Origin of the sequence: Streptomyces humidus (assembly GCF_014649655.1) — a bacterium.
Classification (GTDB): Bacteria; Actinomycetota; Actinomycetes; order Streptomycetales; family Streptomycetaceae; genus Streptomyces; species Streptomyces humidus.
The window spans coordinates 23,906-41,510 of record NZ_BMTL01000052.1; the positions used below are offsets into that span (position 1 = coordinate 23,906).

Below are 17,605 nucleotides of genomic sequence, written 5' to 3' on the forward strand. Positions count from 1 at the left end.
TAAACGAAGCGACGGCCGCGGCGGCCGACGACGAGTGATCCAGTTACCCGCGGGTATCCCCAATTCGGACCAGTGGTCGACCTCGCCTACACTCGGAGGCGTGCCACGTGGTGACGGTCGACTCAGTCATGATCTGCTCCCCGGCGAGAAAGGCCCCCAGGACGCTTGCGGCGTCTTCGGTGTCTGGGCTCCCGGTGAAGAGGTCGCCAAGCTCACTTACTTCGGGCTGTACGCCCTCCAGCATCGGGGCCAGGAGTCCGCGGGAATCGCGGTCAGCAATGGCTCCCAGATCCTCGTCTTCAAGGACATGGGCCTCGTGTCCCAGGTCTTCGACGAGACCTCGCTCGGTTCGCTCCAGGGTCATATCGCGGTCGGACACGCCCGCTACTCGACCACCGGCGCCTCCGTGTGGGAGAACGCGCAGCCGACGTTCCGCGCCACCGCGCACGGTTCGATCGCGCTCGGCCACAACGGCAACCTGGTCAACACCGCCCAGCTCGCCGAGATGGTCGCCGACCTGCCCAAGCAGGAAGGCCGCTCCCCGCGCGTCGCGGCGACCAACGACACCGACCTGCTCACCGCGCTGCTCGCGGCCCAGGTCGACGAGGACGGCAAGCCGCTGACCATCGAGGAGGCGGCCCACCAGGTCCTTCCGCAGGTCAAGGGCGCCTTCTCGCTCGTCTTCATGGACGAGCACACCCTCTACGCCGGCCGTGACCCGCAGGGCATCCGCCCGCTGGTCCTCGGCCGCCTGGAGCGCGGCTGGGTGGTCGCCTCCGAGTCCGCCGCCCTGGACATCTGCGGCGCCGCCTACGTCCGTGAGATCGAGCCCGGCGAGTTCATCGCCATCGACGAGAACGGACTGCGCACCTCCAGGTTCGCGGAAGCGAAGCCCAAGGGCTGTGTCTTCGAGTACGTGTATCTGGCCCGCCCCGACACCGACATCGCCGGGCGGAACGTGTACCTCTCCCGTGTGGAGATGGGTCGCAAGCTCGCCAAGGAAGCGCCGGTCGAGGCCGACCTGGTGATAGCGACCCCGGAGTCCGGCACCCCGGCCGCCATCGGTTACGCCGAGGCCTCGGGCATCCCCTTCGGCGCGGGTCTGGTGAAGAACGCCTACGTCGGCCGGACGTTCATCCAGCCCTCGCAGACCATCCGCCAGCTGGGCATCCGCCTGAAGCTGAACCCGCTGAAGGAAGTCATCAAGGGCAAGCGTCTGGTCGTCGTCGACGACTCGATCGTGCGCGGCAACACCCAGCGCGCCCTGGTCCGCATGCTCCGCGAGGCGGGCGCGGCCGAGGTCCACATCCGGATCTCGTCGCCGCCCGTGAAGTGGCCCTGCTTCTTCGGCATCGACTTCGCCACGCGCGCGGAGCTCATCGCCAACGGCATGACCATCGACGAGATCGGCACCTCCCTGGGCGCCGACTCCCTCGCGTACATCTCCCTCGACGGCATGATCGAGGCGACCACCATCGCCAAGCCGAACCTCTGCCGCGCCTGCTTCGACGGCGAGTACCCGATGGAGCTTCCCGACCCCGAGCTGCTCGGCAAGCAGCTCCTGGAGACGGAACTGGCCGCCGGGCCCGCCGCCACGGCCGCCGCCGACGCGATCCGTCGCCCGTAGACGGCCCGCCACACCTGCCGTACGACACGAAGGTTCTCACTAGCCATGTCTGAGACAACTGGTGCCAGCTACGCAGCCGCGGGCGTCGACATCGAAGCGGGCGACCGCGCCGTCGAGCTGATGAAGGAGTGGGTGAAGAAGACGCAGCGCCCCGAGGTCCTCGGCGGCCTCGGCGGCTTCGCCGGCCTCTTCGACGCCTCCGCCCTCAAGCGGTACGAGCGCCCGCTCCTCGCCTCCGCCACGGACGGCGTGGGCACGAAGGTCGACATCGCGCGCCGGCTCGGCGTGTACGACACGATCGGCCACGACCTGGTCGCCATGGTCATGGACGACATCGTGGTGTGCGGCGCCGAGCCGCTGTTCATGACCGACTACATCTGCGTCGGCAAGGTCCACCCCGAGCGGGTCGCCGCCATCGTCAAGGGCATCGCCGAAGGCTGTGTGCTGGCCGGCTGCGCCCTGATCGGCGGCGAGACGGCCGAACACCCGGGCCTGCTGGGCGAGGACGACTTCGACGTCGCCGGCGCCGGCACGGGCGTCGTGGAGGCCGACCGGCTGCTCGGCCCGGACCGTATCCGCACGGGTGACGCGGTGATCGCCATGGCGGCCTCCGGACTTCACTCCAACGGATACTCGCTGGTCCGGCACGTTCTGCTGAACCAGGCCGGTCTCTCCCTGGACACGCGCGTCGACGAACTCGGCCGTACGCTCGGCGAGGAACTCCTGGAGCCCACCAAGATCTACTCGCTGGACTGTCTGGCGCTCACCCGCACGGCGGACGTCCACGCCTTCTCGCACATCACCGGCGGCGGCCTCGCGGCCAACCTGGCCCGCGTGATCCCGGACGGCCTGCACGCGCGCGTGGACCGCTCCACCTGGACCCCGGGGCCGATCTTCGACCTGGTCGGCAGGACCGGCTCGGTCGAGCGCCTGGAGCTGGAGAAGACCCTCAACATGGGGGTGGGCATGATGGCCGTCGTGCCCGCGGAGTCGGCGGACGTCGCCCTGACCACCCTGGCCGACCGAGGCGTCGAGGCCTGGGTCGCCGGAGAGATCACCGACCGCGGCGAGCACGCCGCCGGAGCCGAACTGGTCGGCGACTACGCGAGCTGACCTGACAGACCTGACCGGTCGGGCCGGTCCGGCGAGCCGCCGGACCGGCCCGACCGAGCAGGCAGCACAAGACCCGGTCGTGACCGAAGTCATCGACCGGGTGAGTGCTCAGTACTGCTCAGTACAAGGTCAAGCGCCGCGACGGTGTTGCGAGGAGTCCTCGCCGTCATCCTCGTCGTCGTCCCCGTACAGCTCGGCGTACCGTGCGTACGGGTCGTCGTCTTGCTCATCGTCATCATCCTCGAACGGCTGACCGTTCGGTGGAATGTTCGATGGCGATGCGCCCAGCTCTTCGGCCAGGCGTGAGAGATCAGTCCCGCCGCTGTTGTACTTCAGCTGGCGGGCGACCTTCGCTTGCTTGGCCTTGGCCCGGCCGCGCCCCATGGCTCGACCCCCTCAACGACGGGGCTCGACGGCCCCAGGTTGACACGCGTTCATGATCCAGGACGGCCTCTCCGTGGAGAGCCCGTCGTAGGGCTCCCACGGTACCTGAGCCCACGCCCGTACGGTACGTCGCCCGTACCACGCGCGTGTACGCAGCCCCTTGGGTACGCCCCGTCCTCGCTGGTCAGTGCCGATTTTAACCACTTATCTGCGGGCGACCCGCCCGGAGGAGTGAGAGTTCTCTCCAACTTTCCACCGGCCGGTACCGCCGAAACCCGGGGACGGGGCGTCAAGGCGCCCTGTCCGGACGTCAGCCGACGGGTGTCCGGGCCGCCTCGTGCATCCGCTGCTCGGCGAGCCGGTCGGCCGCCGCAGCCGGCGGAATCCCGTCCGTCTTCGCGCGTGCGAAGATCGCGAGCGTCGTGTCGAAGATCTTCGCCGCCTTCGCCCGGCACCGGTCGAAGTCGAAACCGTGCAGCTCGTCGGCGACCTGGATGACCCCGCCGGCGTTCACCACGTAGTCCGGCGCGTAGAGGATGCCGCGGTCGGCGAGGTCCTTCTCCACACCCGGGTGGGCGAGCTGGTTGTTGGCCGCACCGCAGACGATCTTCGCGGTCAGCACCGGCACGGAGGCGTCGTTCAGCGCCCCGCCGAGCGCGCAGGGGGCGTAGACGTCGAGCCCGTCGAACTCGATCAGCCGCTCGGTGTCGGCGACCACGGCCACGGAAGGGTGCTTGTCGGCGATCCGCCGCACGGCCTCCTGCCGGACGTCCGTGATCACGACCCGGGCGCCTTCCGCGAGCAGGTGCTCCACCAAGTGGTGGCCGACCTTGCCCACACCCGCGACGCCGACCGTGCGGTCACGCAGCGACGGGTCGCCCCACAGGTGCTGCGCGGAGGCCCGCATGCCCTGGTAGACGCCGAAGGCGGTCAGCACCGAGGAGTCGCCGGCGCCGCCGTTCTCCGGCGAGCGCCCGGTCGTCCACCGGCACGCGCGCGCCACGACGTCCATGTCGGCCACATAGGTGCCGACGTCGCAGGCGGTCACGTACCGCCCGCCCAGCGAGGCCACGAAACGGCCGTACGCGAGCAGCAGCTCCTCGGTCTTGACCACGTCGGGATCGCCGATGATCACGGCCTTGCCGCCGCCGTGGTCCAGACCGGCCATGGCGTTCTTGTACGACATCCCGCGCGCGAGGTTCAGCGCGTCGGCGACGGCCTCCGCCTCGGTCGCGTACGGGTAGAAACGGGTACCGCCGAGGGCGGGGCCCAGAGCGGTGGAGTGGAGGGCGATGACGGCCTTGAGGCCGCTCGCGCGGTCCTGGCAGAGCACGACTTGCTCATGACCGCCCTGGTCCGAGTGGAACAGGGTGTGCAGAACATCAGCAGGTGCGCCGGATACGTCGGTCACTGTGGTGACTCCAGGGTAACTAGCGGCGGTCGGGGCGCAGGCCCCGTAGGGGTGGCGGGGCCTGTGGGACGAGCGTAGAGCCTGGAAGGCCCGCTGATCCCGCAGTGTCGGGGATCACCCTCTCCCGGCGTGCCGCCGTGGGACGATTCGCAGGGTTTCCCGGTCGGCCGAAGGGGGAGGGAGCAGGCGTGCCCAAGGTGTCCTCGGTGATCGTTCCGTACGCGGTCTATCTGCGCGTGTACGAGCCGCTGGCCGCCTTCCCGGAGCCCGAGCGCTCCCACTGGGCGCGCTACGCCCGCCGCCCCGAGCTGCCCTCCTACCAGGACGAGCTGCGCCGCTCGCTGGCCGATCTGCTGCCCACCCCGCCGGTCGCGGTGCCGGTGCACGAGAGCGGCGACGCGTTCGTGGCCTTGCTGGACGGCGTGCTCTGCGTCTGTCCCTGGCGCACCCGGCTGCGCGGCTGGCTCGCCCTGGCAGAGCTGGACGAGGAGCTGCCCGGACCGGTCCTGGACGCGGCGCTCCCCGAGGTCGTACGGCTCCAGGCCGCCAGGGACCACGAGCGGTGGCTGGAGCGCAACCCGGACGCCCGCCCGTGGATCCGCACCGCGCTCTGGCAGGTGCCGCTCAACTGGTTCGTGCTGGTCTCCGACGAGGAGCGGGAGTACGAGAAGGGCACGGCGGAGGTGGCGCCGGTGCTGCGCTACCGCACGCCGATGGTGCAGGCGCGCCGCCGGGTGGCCCGGTCGCTGCGCACGCTGAAGGACGCCGTCGAGGAGGGCCCGCTCGTCGACGGGCTGGTGGACGTCGGCCGCTGGCTGGAGGAGTTCCACCCGCGTTCGCTGGTGGAACTGGATTACGGCGGCCTGGTGCATGTGCTGCCGGCCGGTGATCTGGAGGACGACCACTCGGCGAAGGACGTGGCCGACAGCGTCGAGGCGCTGCGGTCGGGCGACGGCGAGGCGGCGGGCGAGGCGTACGGGCGGCTCGTGGAGCGGTGGCGTTCGGTCCGGGACCGGCGCTCGGCGAACTGAGACCCCGCTCGGCGGTGACGGCGGCTCTGCTGTGACGTCCCGCTTTGCGGCGGTGTGCACAGTCGGTTCCCGTGGCGGCATGCGGCCTCCTCGCTGTGGTGTGCGGCCACCCGGGGCGGGTGCGCGGAGCCCCGCGGCGGCGTCCCACGGCTGTGAGCTGACGATGTGACAGATATGACAGCGCTTTCCGAAGTGACGTGCGTCACGGCCCTGAAGCGCTCGAACAGCGTACGGTCGGCGGAACTTCACGGAACTCACGGGACGTAGGTCCCGATCCGGGCTTATGTCCCAAGGGTGACGGACCGCACGTACGCGGCCCTTGCGCCGCTTGCCCCTCCTCGTGCCAAAATAGGACAAGGAGTCCGGGGAGGGCTCCGTCCGCCTACTTATGCTCCATCGTGGGGGGAATCTCGGCATTGCACCGCTTTGGGGGTTCTGGTGACTCCTGAGCGCCCCTGTGACTGATCGTCACAGGGGCGTGACTGTCCGCTATGGCATGGTCCATCGGCTTCCGTCGCCGATGAACACCTGGGGGGCAATTCCATCGGTTTGGCCGACGCGGCTGGACAGATGGTGTAGTTGTAGTGCCGAGGACAAGCCGTTCGTCCTATAACCGACTCGACTCGCGTCCGCCATTTCGGGCAACGCGGGTCAAGGTGCAGAATTTAGAGGAAAGAACCGAGAAGGTTCGGTTCTCCCGAGGAGGCCGCTCATGACCGCTCGCACCCCTGATGCTGAGCCGCTGCTGACCCCGGCTGAGGTTGCCACGATGTTCCGCGTCGACCCGAAGACGGTCACGCGGTGGGCGAAGGCCGGCAAGCTCACGTCGATCCGCACGCTCGGCGGACACCGCCGTTATCGCGAGGCTGAGGTCCGCGCACTGCTCGCGGGTATCCCGCAGCAGCGCAGCGAGGCCTGAACAAGTGAATAACCGGGCAACACGTCAGGTCCCCCCATCTGTGCGGACGCCCGAAACCTAGCTCCAAGCGACGTGGGTCCTGCCCCAACAGGCCCTCGCCCCCTGGGAACGTCGTCGATCGCGCTGGACTCCGCCGAGTCCGGCGCGATCTTTTTTGTGCGCTTGAGCACGTCTCGTGAGCGGTATCAGGTGGCTCTGTGAGCACCCTTGTCGGAGTCTGGGGAGGCTCTGGGAGGGTTCCGGGAGGCATCCTCCGGAGTGGTGCAATTGCACATATAAAATTGACCTGTTGTAGGAGCAGGGTAAGAACCTGCTTTTCCAAAAACCATGCAGTGACACCCGTCACACGCCAGGGGTCTTGCTGTCGTCGGGCCGCGGGGACTAGAGGGAGTTCCCGTCCGCCCTGTTCGCCGTTCGCCTCTTCCGCCCGGACGCCCCGTCCGCTCCCGCCTGCTCTCGTCCCGCGTCGCGAGCGGCCAGGACGTCGTCGTCGCCGCGGGCGGTCCGGCGGTGCCCGTCGGCCCGTCCGGCAGCGTCCTGTCCGCACGTGCCTGTGAGGCCGCGTCTGTCAGGCCGTCAGACCGCCGGCGTGGCTCTCGTCCTCCAGGGCCTCCCCGGGGTCCTGTACGCCCCGTGTGCCGCCGTCCATCGCCAGTCGCTGTAAGCGGTGGCAGATCGGGCAGTGGCGGGTCAGGTGCCGATAGGACGACGCGGCCGACAGGTGCGCGCGGAGCAGCGCCCGCGTCTCGTGCCTGACCGATGCCGTCATGCCCCACCTCCACCGGGGCGCCGAGCGGAACGGGCCCCGGGTTCTGGGGTACTCGCCCGCGGGGACGCCGTCAAGAGTGCCGCGGGAACACCGAGGGGCCCCGATCGCCGGATCGGGGCCCCTCGGATGCACTTCCTCGATACGCGGAAGGCCCGCTCCCCTTGCGGGGTGCGGGCCTTCCGACTTCACTGCGGTCCTGACGGGATTTGAACCCGCGGCCTCCACCTTGACAGGGTGGCGAGCACTCCAAACTGCTCCACAGGACCAGGTTTTCGCGGCACTTGGTGGTGCGTTGTGCTGCGAGAAGGACTGTACAGGAGGGTGAGCCCACTGGTCGAACTCACTCTGCGTGCAGGTCGCGTCACGGAGCGGCCGCGTCGATCGCCTTCACGATCCGCTTGTCGGACACCGGGTACGCCGTGCCCAGCGCGTGGGCGAAATAGCTGACCCGGAGCTCCTCGAGCATCCAGCGGATGTCCAGGACCTGCTGGGGCACCGGCCGGCCCTGTGGCAGCTGTTCCAGCAGCCACGCGTACTCGTCCTGCATCTCGTGGACCTTCTCCATGCGGCTGGTGTCGCGCTGCACGCCGGTCGGCATCTGCTGAAGGCGCCGGTCCGCGGCCACCAGATAGCGCATCAGGTCGGGCAGACGGCGCAGGCCGGCCCAGGTCACGAAGCCGGGCTTCACGAGGCCGTCCAGCTGCTTGCGGACGTCCGCCAGGTTCGCCAGCAGCACCGGGCTGCGCACGCCCTTCAGACGGCGTTCACAGGCCTGCCAGGCGGCCAGCACCTGCTGCACCTGAGCGACCGTCCGCACGGTCGTGTCGACGATCTCCGCGCGCACCTTCTCGTAGAGCTTCCGGTACGACTCCTCGTCCCACGCCGGCCCGCCGAAGTCGGCGATCAGCCGGTCCGCCGCGGCCATCGCGCAGTCGTCGAACAGCGCCTGGACCGAACCGTGCGGATTCGCGGACAGCGCCAGCTTCTGGGCGTTCGTCAGCTTCTCGGATGCGAACTTCGCGGGGTTGACCGGGATGTTGCGCAGGATCAGCCGACGGGTGCCCTTCCACATCGCCTCCGCCTGCTCCTCCTCCGTGTCGAAGAGGCGCACCGAGACCGTGTCGCCGTCGTCGACCAGCGCCGGGTACGCCTTCACCGGCTGTCCCGCCCGGCGGGTCTCGAAGACGCGGGTGAGCGTGCCGATCGTCCAGTCCGTCAGGCCCGCGCGCTCCAGGGACTCGCCGCCCTGCCGTTCGGCGGTGGCCGCGGCCGCCTGGGAGATGGCCTGCCTCGCCTTCGGCCGCAGCCGGAGCTTGAGGGCTTCCAGATCCTTGTCCTCGGCCAGCTTGCGACGCCGCTCGTCGACGATCCGGAAGGTGATCTTCAGGTGATCGGGGAGCCGCGACCAGTCGAAGTCCTCCGCATCGAAGGGCACGCCCACCATCCGCTTCAGCTCGCGGGCCATGGCCGTGGTGAGCGGCTCGCGCAGGTCCGGCGCCCGGTCCAGGAAGCGCTTGGCGAAGTTCGGGGCCGGCACGTAGTTGCGGCGCACAGGCTTCGGCAGGGAACGGATCAGCTCCGTGACGACCTCTTCCCGCAGTCCCGGGATCTGCCAGTCGAAACCCTCGTCCGTGACCTGGTTGAGCACCTGGAGGGGGATGTGGACGGTCACGCCGTCCGCGTCCGCGCCCGGCTCGAACTGGTACGTCACGCGGAACTTCAGCGGGCCCTGCCGCCAGGAGTCCGGATAGTCGGCCTTGGTGACCGCTTCCGCGGACTCCCGGATGAGCATCTCCCGCTCGAAGTCCAGGAAGTCGGGCTGCTCGTGCCGCTTGTGCTTCCACCAGGAGTCGAAGTGCGCGCCGGACACCACGTGTTCGGGAACCCGCTGGTCGTAGAAGTCGAACAGCGTCTCGTCGTCGACCACGATGTCCCGGCGGCGGGCGCGGTGCTCGAGCTCCTCGACCTCGCTGAGGAGGCGGCGGTTGTCGGAGAAGAACTTGTGGTGCGTGCGCCAGTCGCCCTCGACCAGCGCGTTGCGGATGAACAGGTCCCGGCAGGTCTCCGGGTCGATCCGCCCGTAGTTGACCTTCCGCTGGGCGATGATCGGCACGCCGTACAGCGTGACCTTCTCGTCCGCCATCACGGCCGCCTGGTCCTTCTCCCAGCGCGGCTCGCTGTACGTCCGCTTCAGCAGGTGCCCGGCGAGCGGCTCGACCCACTCCGGCTCGACCCTGGCGTTGACGCGGGCCCAGAGGCGGCTCGTCTCCACCAGCTCGGCGGACATCACGAACCGCGGCTGCTTCTTGAACAGGGACGAGCCCGGGAAGATCGCGAACTTGGCGCTGCGCGCGCCCAGGTACTCGTTCTTGTTGCCCTCCTTCACGTCCTTCATGCCGATGTGCGACAGCAGACCGGCGAGGAGGGACACGTGGACGCTCTGCTCGGGGGCGTCGTCCTCGCTCGGATGGATGCCCATCTGCTTGGCGACCGTGCGCAGCTGCGTGTAGATGTCCTGCCACTCGCGGATGCGCAGGAAGTTCAGGTACTCCTGCTTGCACATCCGCCGGAAGGAGGACGAGCCACGCTCCTTCTGCTGCTCGCGCACGTACCGCCACAGGTTGAGATAGGCGAGGAAGTCGCTGGTCTCGTCCTTGAAGCGGGCGTGCAGCTGGTCGGCCTGCGTCTGCTTGTCGGCAGGGCGCTCGCGCGGGTCCTGGATGGACAGCGCGGCGGCTATGACCATGACCTCGCGGACACAGCCGTTCTTGTCGGCCTCCAGGACCATGCGGGCCAGCCGCGGGTCGACGGGCAGCTGGGCCAGCTTGCGGCCGGTCTCGGTGAGCCGCTTGCGCGGGTCCTTCTCGGCGGGGTCCAGCGCGTTCAGCTCATGGAGGAGCTGGACGCCGTCGCGGATGTTGCGGTGGTCCGGCGGGTCGATGAACGGGAACTTCTCGATGTCGCCGAGGCCGGCCGCCGTCATCTGCAGGATGACGCTCGCCAGGTTGGTGCGCAGGATCTCCGGGTCCGTGAACTCCGGGCGGGCCAGGAAGTCGTCCTCGTCGTACAGCCGGATGCAGATGCCGTCGCTGGTGCGGCCGCAGCGGCCCTTGCGCTGGTTGGCGCTGGCCTGCGAGATCGCCTCGATGGGCAGCCGCTGCACCTTGGTGCGGTGGCTGTAACGGCTGATGCGGGCGAAGCCGGGGTCGATGACGTACTTGATGCCCGGCACGGTCAGGGACGTCTCGGCGACGTTCGTGGCCAGAACGATCCGTCGGCCCGTGTGCTGCTGGAAGACCCGGTGCTGCTCGGCGTGCGAGAGCCGGGCGTAGAGCGGCAGCACCTCGGTGAACCTGAACTTCTTCTTCTCGAGCGCGTCGGCGGTGTCGCGGATCTCCCGCTCGCCGGAGAGGAAGACGAGGATGTCGCCCTGACCCTCGGCCTGGAGCTCCTCGACCGCGTCGCAGATGGCGGTGATCTGGTCCCGGTCGGAGTCCTCGGAGTCCTCCTCCAGAAGCGGCCGGTAGCGCACCTCCACCGGATACGTCCGCCCGCTGACCTCGACGATCGGGGCGTCGCCGAAGTGCCGGGAGAAGCGCTCCGGGTCGATGGTCGCGGAGGTGATGACGACCTTGAGGTCCGGGCGGCGCGGGAGGAGCTGGGCCAGGTAACCCAGCAGGAAGTCGATGTTGAGGGACCGCTCGTGGGCCTCGTCGATGATGATCGTGTCGTAGGCGCGCAGCTCGCGGTCGGTCTGGATCTCCGCGAGGAGGATGCCGTCCGTCATCAGCTTCACGAAGGTGGCGTCCGGGTTCACCTGGTCGGTGAAGCGCACCTTCCAGCCGACGGCCTCGCCCAGCGGCGACCGCAGCTCCTCCGCCACGCGCTCGGCGACGGTGCGGGCCGCGATCCGGCGGGGCTGGGTGTGGCCGATCATGCCCCGGACGCCGCGCCCCAGCTCCAGACAGATCTTGGGGATCTGGGTGGTCTTGCCGGAGCCGGTCTCACCGGCGACGATGACGACCTGGTGATCACGGATGGCGGCCGCGATCTCGTCCTTCTTCTGGCTGACCGGCAGCTGTTCGGGATAGGAGACGGCGGGCAGACGGCCGCGCCGGACGGCCATGCGCTCCTCGACCTTCGCGACCTCCGCCTCGATCTCGGCGAGGACGGCGGCGCGGGCCTCCGGCTTGCGGATCTTGCGCGCGCCTTCGAGCCTGCGGCCGAGCCGGTGCGCGTCGCGCAGGGACAGCTCGGCCAGGCGGGGGGCGAGGGCGCCGAGGGCGGGGGCGGGGTGCGTAGACATACGGGGACCAGGATCTCACCTCGGCGAAATCCGTGGCGAACCCTTTTGCGCCGGGCACGTCAGAGCAGACCTCGGGGCACCTTTCAGGGCATACGTCGGGACCTGCAACCGGCATGCGCCGGTATGCACCCCCCTGTAGAGGCATGCACCCTCATGTGCCGTAATGCGCCCTCGTGTGCCGGCATGCAACAAGGCCCCGATCCGAGGATCGAGGCCTTTGTTGTGGCTGGGGCCGGGGTCGAACCGGCGACCTACCGCTTTTCAGGCGGTCGCTCGTACCAACTGAGCTACCCAGCCGAGGAGCTCTCGAGGAACTCCAGCGGTCCTGACGGGATTTGAACCCGCGGCCTCCACCTTGACAGGGTGGCGAGCACTCCAAACTGCTCCACAGGACCAAGCTGTGTGTACGACAGTGTCGCACACGGTGTTGCGTGCCCCCAACGGGATTCGAACCCGTGCTACCGCCTTGAAAGGGCGGCGTCCTAGGCCGCTAGACGATGAGGGCTATCGGCCCGCCTGGGCGCTTCTCAGCGCGTCGGGGACGTCATGAGCATATGGGATGCCGGGGGGTATCGCCAAAACGGTTTACGGCGCCCTCCTGGAGGCGGTCCCGGAGGGGCCGGCGGACGGACTCGCGGACGGGGCGGCGGGTGAACCGGACCGGCCGTCGGCCGGGCTGCCCGCCGGGCTGGGGGAGGGGCTCGGCGACGGCGCGGCCCCCGGCTGGTTCTCCTTGGGGAGGTGACGGCTGACCTCGGCCCTCGTCAGACCCAGACCGCCCAGCTTGATCTCGTCCCAGGCCTGGAGGCGGCGGGTGCCGCGGTCGAGGTAGAGGATCGACGCCTGGATGGGGTCGGGGTACTTGCCCTCGACGGCGCGCAGACCGCTGCCGCCCGTGGAGCCCTCGATCCGCAGCCGGGTGCCCTTCTCCATGACCTCCATCCCCTCGTGATGGACATGGCCGGCCAGGACGAGGGGCACCTCGCCGTCCGTGCCGCGGGCGGCCGAGGGCTCGTGGGCGACGGCCACGTCGGCCGGGGCGCCCGCGGCCTTCCCGGCGCGCAGCGCCTCGGCGAGCCGGGCGCCGGCCGCCTCCTCGCTCTGCTCGCCGCCCGGCACGCCGGAGCGGTCGGGGGTGAACTGGGGGTCGCCGATGCCGGCGAAGCGCACCCCGGCGACCGTGACCGCGCGGCCGTCGTCGAGGACGTGCACGTTCTTCATGCGCTCCAGGTAGCGCTGGGTGACGCGGGAGTCGTGGTTGCCCCTGACCCACACGTACGGCGCGCCCAGGGTGGCGATCGGATCCAGGAAGCCGTTCTCGGCGGCCGTGCCGTGGTCCATGGTGTCGCCGGAGTCCACGATCACGTCGACCTTGTACTGCTCCACCAGCGAGGCGATGATCTTCCAGCTCGCGGGGTTGAGATGGATGTCGGACACGTGCAGGACGCGGACCGTCGTCGGGTCCGGCTGGTAGGCGGGGAGCGTGGAGGTGACGTCGTAGAGCTTGGTCACGTTGGTGACCAGACGTGCGAGTTCCCGCTGGTAGACGTCGAATTCGGTCACGATGCTGCGTGCGTTGCCGACGAGCGAGGGCGCCGAGGACAGCAGACCCGAGAACCGGGGCTCCAGCACCGAGTTGGGGTTCCAGGTCGCGAAGGCGGTCGCGCCCGAGGCGCCCAGCAGGGCGAGGGCCAGACCGCCGGAGGCGAGGGCCCGGCGCGGCCGGCGGTAGACGGCGAGCCCGAGGGCGGTGGCGCCGGTGACGACGGCGACGCAGGAGCGCAGCGCGAGGTCGAGGGTGCCGTGCTCGACGTCGCGGGCGACCTCGTCCTGGAGGCCGGAGAGACGGTCGGGGTGGTCGACGAGGGCCTGGGAGCGGACGGGGTCGAGCTGGTCGACGTTCACGTCCAGGCGGACCGGGGCGTGGTGGCTGTCCAGGGTGAGCGCGCCGAGCGGGGAGACGTTGATCTTCGTTCCGCCGGTGAAGGACGGCCTCAGGGTCATCGTCGTGTCCATGGGGCCGACGGGGACGCGGACGTCGCCGACGGCCAGCAGGCCGAGCCAGGCGCCGAGGAGGACGACGGCGGTCAGGCCGAGGGCGCGGATCCAGGGCTTGGGGCGGGCGGCGAGTTCGGGGACGTGGCGGGTGCGGTCGCGGCGAGGGGCGGACCCGCGGCGGGCGGGCTTGAGGCGGTTCAGGGCTGCGGCGGGGACACGGGCGCGGGCCATTGGTGCCCTATGCCCCGGTCCGGGCGCTGGTATGCGGACGGTCCGGGCACTCCGCCGGGCGGGTTCGTACCGGACAATGGGGCCTGTGCTGGAGATGACGCGCGAGCAGTTCGAGGAACTGGTGGCCGAGGCCCTGGACCGTATTCCGCCGGAGTTGACGCGGCTGATGGACAACGTCGCGGTGTTCGTCGAGGACGAGCCGCCGGCGGACGATCCCGAGCTGCTCGGGCTGTACGAGGGGACTCCGCTGACCGACCGCGGGGAGTGGTACGCCGGGGTGCTGCCCGACCGGATCACCGTCTACCGGGGGCCGACGCTGCGGATGTGCGCCTCGCGCGAGGAGGTCGTCGCGGAGACCGAGGTCACGGTGGTGCACGAGATCGCCCACCACTTCGGCATCGACGATGCGCGGCTGCACGCCCTCGGTTACGGCTGAGCCGTCCGGCGGGCGGGCACCCGTCCCGCGCGTGTCTTCTTGCGGGCGGCGGGAGTTGGGCATGTCGACTCTTGCGTCTGCCCCGGAGGTGGCCCGTGCGCCCCTTGTACGTATCCGTTCGTCTGGTCGCGACGGTCATGGCCGTCGCCGCGGCCGCCGGCTGTATGAGCGTCGGGGACGAGGACGGCGGCCGGGCCCGGCCGTCGCACTCGGCCGGTCGGCGGGCCGGTGAGGCCCCGGAGGGGGGTTCGGCGGGCGCGGGCGGCGGCCTCGGGATGGGCCCGGCGGGCGGTGAAGGCAGGCACGGGCACGGAAAGGGCGGCGGGCGCGGGGCCGACGCCTCGGCGGCCGCCTCCGCGTCGCCGTCGGCGGGCGGGAGCGCGCCGGCCCCGAAGGGGGCGGTGAAGCCGGGTGGGACCGACGGGCCGGGGGCCCCGACGCCGACCGGGGCGCAGCCCACCGTGCCCACGCGGTCGCCGGATCCCGAGCCTCCCGTGCCCTCACCCGCTCCGCCCTCGCCCTCGGCCGAGCCGACGGTCGCCGAGCCGTCGGCGTCGGCGCACGAGGGCGGCGGCGGGGCGGTGCCGCAACTGATGGACCGGGAGCCGGCGCCGGAGGCCGGCCGGCCTGCGGGGTGACGGTGTCCGGGGGTCGCCGCGGCCGGTGAGCCAGCCGCGTCAGCCGCCGCCTCAGCCTGTCGCGTCAGGCTGCTGAGCTGCGACGATGAGCTCGGTTTGCCTTCCGTGGACAGGGTGCGTATGGTAGTAGATCGTTTGATCCCATTTGCCCGGCGCCACCGCAGAGCGCGCCGTGTGGCGCGTACTCTCCCTTGCCGTGGCTGACCGCATAGAGGCGGTCGTAATGCAATGCGAACACGGAGTTGACGGGCGCGTGCCGAGGAGACTCCGGAAGGTTTCGCATTCGCATGTCCATTTCCAGTACTGATCACTCCGTCGTGTCCGAGAACAACGACGAGCCGATCACCCTCGAGGCGATCGAGGGCACCGAGACCGCCGAGGCCGCGCAGGCCGTCGCGGCCGTCGACGAGGCCCCCGAGACCCCTGAGACCCCCGAACTCACCTTCGCCGACCTCGGGCTGCCCGAGGGCGTCGTGCGCAAGCTCGCGCAGAACGGCGTGACCAGCCCCTTCCCGATCCAGGCCGCGACCATCCCGGACGCGCTGGCCGGCAAGGACATCCTGGGCCGCGGTCGCACCGGCTCCGGCAAGACCCTCTCCTTCGGTCTGCCCACCCTGGCCACGCTGGCCGGCGGGCACACCGAGAAGCGCAAGCCGCGCGCCGTCATCCTCACGCCGACGCGTGAGCTGGCGATGCAGGTCGCGGATGCGCTCCAGCCCTACGGCGACGTCCTCGGCCTGAAGATGAAGGTCGTCTGCGGCGGTACGTCGATGAGCAACCAGATCTACGCCCTGGAGCGCGGCGTCGACGTCCTCGTCGCCACCCCGGGCCGGCTGCGCGACATCATCAACCGCGGCGCCTGCTCCCTCGAGAACGTGCGGATCGCCGTCCTCGACGAGGCCGACCAGATGTCGGACCTGGGCTTCCTGCCCGAGGTCACCGAACTGTTCGACCAGATCCCGGCCGGCGGCCAGCGGATGCTGTTCTCCGCCACGATGGAGAACGAGATCTCCACGCTGGTCAAGCGCTACCTGACCGACCCGGTCACGCACGAGGTCGACAGCGCCCAGGGCAACGTCACGACCATGTCGCACCACATCCTGATCGTGAAGCCCAAGGACAAGGCGCCGGTCACCGCCGCGATCGCGTCCCGCAAGGGCCGCACCATCATCTTCGTCCGCACCCAGCTCGGCGCCGACCGTATCGCCGAGCAGCTGCGCGACTCCGGTGTGAAGGCGGACGCGCTGCACGGCGGCATGACCCAGGGCGCGCGCACCCGCACGCTGGCCGACTTCAAGGACGGTTACGTCAACGCGCTCGTCGCGACCGACGTCGCCGCCCGCGGCATCCACGTGGACGGCATCGACCTGGTCCTGAACGTGGACCCGGCCGGCGACCACAAGGACTACCTGCACCGCGCGGGCCGCACGGCGCGCGCCGGCCGCACCGGCACGGTCGTCTCCCTGTCGCTTCCGCACCAGCGCCGTCAGATCTTCCGTCTGATGGAGGACGCGGGCGTCGACGCCGGGCGGCACATCATCCAGGGCGGCGACGCCTTCGACCCGGAGGTCGCCGAGATCACCGGCGCCCGGTCGATGACGGAGGTCCAGGCGGAGTCCGCGGGCAACGCGGCGCAGCAGGCCGAGCGCGAGGTCTCCGAGCTCACGAAGGAGCTGGAGCGCGCGCAGCGCCGGGCGACCGAGCTGCGCGAGGAGGCCGACCGTCTGGTGGCCCGCGTGGCGCGTGAGCGCGGCGAGGACCCGGAGGCGGCCGTCGTCGCGGCGGCCGAGGCGGCCGTGGCGCAGGACGCCGTGGTGGAGGCGCCGGTTCAGGCCGTGGTCGCGGAGCAGCCCGCCGAGCGTCCCGCGTACGAGCAGCCGCGTCAGCGCCGCGACGAGCGGGGCAACTACGAGCGTCGCGACGACCGTCGTGACGACCGTGGCGGCCGTTCCTTCGAGCGCCGCGACGACAACCGTGGCGACCGTGGCGGCTTCAACCGTGACGACCGCGGTGGCTTCAGCCGTGACCGTCGGGACGGCGACCGCGGCGGGTTCCGCCGTGACGACCGTCGTGACGACCGTGGCGGCCGTTCCTTCGAGCGCCGCGACGACCGTCCCTCGGGCGGCTTCAACCGCGACCGTCGTGACGACCGTGGCGGCCGTTCCTTCGAGCGCCGTGACGAGCGTCCCTCCGGCGGCTTCCGCCGTGACGACCGCCGTGACGACCGGCGTGACGGCGACCGTGGTGGTTTCCGCCGCGACGACCGTCCCTCGGGCGGCTTCAACCGTGACCGTCGTGACGAGCGCCCCTCCGGCGGCTTCCGTCGCGACGACCGGCCGTCGGGTGGCTTCAACCGTGACGACCGTCCGTCGGGTGGCTTCAACCGCGACCGTCGCGACGAGCGTCCGTCCACCCACCGTGGCAGCGACCGTCCGTTCAACCGTGACCGTCGCGACGACCGTCCGGGCTTCCGTTCCGGCGGCCACGAGCGCCCGTACGGTCGCCGTGACGACCACCGCGGCACCGGTTCCGGCTCCGGCACGACCGGCCGCCGCGACGACAAGCCGCGCTGGAAGCGCAACGGCTGACACGAAGGCTGTCGTCGGCTCGTCCGAGTGAACGCCGTGGCCCCCACCGCACACTTGCGTTCTAGTGGTCGTCGCAACACCCCAGCTCAGGGGATGCGATGGACTTCGAGATTCGGGATGAGCGGAAGCCTCAGGGGCCCCGCAGGTTGGTCGC

12 protein-coding genes and 4 tRNA genes are annotated in these 17,605 nt (G+C 70.4%); 7 read left to right on the top strand and 9 right to left on the bottom strand.

Features of this window, described 5'->3' with window-relative positions:
- Positions 1 to 100: 100 nt before the first annotated feature.
- Both purF and purM read left to right on the top strand, forming a co-directional pair.
- Positions 101 to 1,627 (top strand): amidophosphoribosyltransferase, encoded by a 1,527-nt coding sequence (gene purF, locus IE239_RS38095; RefSeq protein WP_190154038.1) that lies wholly within the window; start codon positions 101 to 103, stop codon positions 1,625 to 1,627.
- A gap of 45 nt (positions 1,628 to 1,672) precedes the next feature.
- Positions 1,673 to 2,740 carry a phosphoribosylformylglycinamidine cyclo-ligase gene (gene purM / locus IE239_RS38100; protein ID WP_190154039.1) on the top strand — a complete coding sequence of 356 codons (1,068 nt, stop codon included), beginning with the start codon at positions 1,673 to 1,675 and terminating at the stop codon, positions 2,738 to 2,740.
- Positions 2,741 to 2,869: 129 nt separating this feature from the next.
- Here purM and IE239_RS38105 read toward each other — a convergent pair whose 3' ends face one another.
- Together IE239_RS38105 and IE239_RS38110 are read right to left on the bottom strand one after the other, a co-directional pair.
- The gene (locus IE239_RS38105) at positions 2,870 to 3,124 is read right to left on the bottom strand and encodes a DUF3073 domain-containing protein (RefSeq protein WP_057576334.1); all 255 of its coding nucleotides are present in this window, start codon (positions 3,122 to 3,124) and stop codon (positions 2,870 to 2,872) included.
- Positions 3,125 to 3,434: 310 nt separating this feature from the next.
- Entirely contained in the window at positions 3,435 to 4,535 is a 1,101-nt protein-coding gene (locus tag IE239_RS38110) for a Leu/Phe/Val dehydrogenase (protein WP_190154040.1), read from the bottom strand.
- A gap of 188 nt (positions 4,536 to 4,723) precedes the next feature.
- On the opposite strand from IE239_RS38110, the gene IE239_RS38115 reads away from it, so the two are divergent.
- Together IE239_RS38115 and bldC are read left to right on the top strand one after the other, a co-directional pair.
- The gene (locus IE239_RS38115; RefSeq protein WP_190154041.1) at positions 4,724 to 5,566 is read left to right on the top strand and encodes a DUF8083 family protein; all 843 of its coding nucleotides are present in this window, start codon (positions 4,724 to 4,726) and stop codon (positions 5,564 to 5,566) included.
- Positions 5,567 to 6,278: 712 nt separating this feature from the next.
- On the top strand, positions 6,279 to 6,485 hold the full coding sequence (bldC, locus tag IE239_RS38120) for a developmental transcriptional regulator BldC (RefSeq protein WP_003949541.1): 207 nt from the start codon (positions 6,279 to 6,281) through the stop codon (positions 6,483 to 6,485).
- A 568-nt stretch (positions 6,486 to 7,053) separates the two neighbouring features.
- Here bldC and IE239_RS38125 read toward each other — a convergent pair.
- From IE239_RS38125 to IE239_RS38155, 7 genes are all read right to left on the bottom strand, one after another.
- Entirely contained in the window at positions 7,054 to 7,254 is a 201-nt protein-coding gene (locus IE239_RS38125) for a DUF6274 family protein (protein ID WP_190154042.1), read from the bottom strand.
- A gap of 191 nt (positions 7,255 to 7,445) precedes the next feature.
- Positions 7,446 to 7,520: transfer RNA gene (locus tag IE239_RS38130), tRNA-Asp, on the bottom strand.
- 95 nt (positions 7,521 to 7,615) lie between these two features.
- A complete protein-coding gene (hrpA, locus tag IE239_RS38135) occupies positions 7,616 to 11,560 on the bottom strand; it encodes an ATP-dependent RNA helicase HrpA (RefSeq protein WP_190154043.1) in 3,945 nt (1,314 codons plus the stop codon).
- Between the two features lie 223 nt (positions 11,561 to 11,783).
- A tRNA-Phe gene (locus IE239_RS38140) sits at positions 11,784 to 11,857 on the bottom strand.
- A 23-nt stretch (positions 11,858 to 11,880) separates the two neighbouring features.
- A tRNA-Asp gene (locus IE239_RS38145) sits at positions 11,881 to 11,955 on the bottom strand.
- Between the two features lie 37 nt (positions 11,956 to 11,992).
- Positions 11,993 to 12,065: transfer RNA gene (locus IE239_RS38150), tRNA-Glu, on the bottom strand.
- An 80-nt stretch (positions 12,066 to 12,145) separates the two neighbouring features.
- Complete coding sequence (locus tag IE239_RS38155) at positions 12,146 to 13,789, bottom strand: metallophosphoesterase family protein (RefSeq protein WP_190154044.1); 1,644 nt, start codon at positions 13,787 to 13,789, stop codon at positions 12,146 to 12,148.
- An 85-nt stretch (positions 13,790 to 13,874) separates the two neighbouring features.
- Between IE239_RS38155 and IE239_RS38160 the strand changes: the two genes are divergently transcribed.
- From IE239_RS38160 to IE239_RS38170, 3 genes are all read left to right on the top strand, one after another.
- The gene (locus tag IE239_RS38160) at positions 13,875 to 14,225 is read left to right on the top strand and encodes a metallopeptidase family protein (protein ID WP_190154045.1); all 351 of its coding nucleotides are present in this window, start codon (positions 13,875 to 13,877) and stop codon (positions 14,223 to 14,225) included.
- Between the two features lie 95 nt (positions 14,226 to 14,320).
- Positions 14,321 to 14,863: a hypothetical protein gene (locus tag IE239_RS38165; protein WP_190154046.1), complete on the top strand. Its 543-nt coding sequence runs from the start codon at positions 14,321 to 14,323 to the stop codon at positions 14,861 to 14,863.
- A 287-nt stretch (positions 14,864 to 15,150) separates the two neighbouring features.
- Entirely contained in the window at positions 15,151 to 17,451 is a 2,301-nt protein-coding gene (locus IE239_RS38170) for a DEAD/DEAH box helicase (RefSeq protein ID WP_190154047.1), read from the top strand.
- Positions 17,452 to 17,605: the final 154 nt, after the last annotated feature.

Excerpts from the sequence above, each read along its gene's own strand:
- IE239_RS38105 (WP_057576334.1), bottom strand. The coding sequence starts at position 3,124 with ATGGGGCGCGGCCGGGCCAAGGCCAAGCAAGCGAAGGTCGCCCGCCAG.
- bldC (WP_003949541.1), top strand. The coding sequence starts at position 6,279 with ATGACCGCTCGCACCCCTGATGCTGAGCCGCTGCTGACCCCGGCTGAG.
- purM (WP_190154039.1), top strand. The coding sequence starts at position 1,673 with ATGTCTGAGACAACTGGTGCCAGCTACGCAGCCGCGGGCGTCGACATC.
- IE239_RS38155 (WP_190154044.1), bottom strand. The coding sequence starts at position 13,789 with ATGGCCCGCGCCCGTGTCCCCGCCGCAGCCCTGAACCGCCTCAAGCCC.
- hrpA (WP_190154043.1), bottom strand. The coding sequence starts at position 11,560 with ATGTCTACGCACCCCGCCCCCGCCCTCGGCGCCCTCGCCCCCCGCCTG.
- IE239_RS38170 (WP_190154047.1), top strand. The coding sequence starts at position 15,151 with ATGTCCATTTCCAGTACTGATCACTCCGTCGTGTCCGAGAACAACGAC.
- IE239_RS38125 (WP_190154042.1), bottom strand. The coding sequence starts at position 7,254 with ATGACGGCATCGGTCAGGCACGAGACGCGGGCGCTGCTCCGCGCGCAC.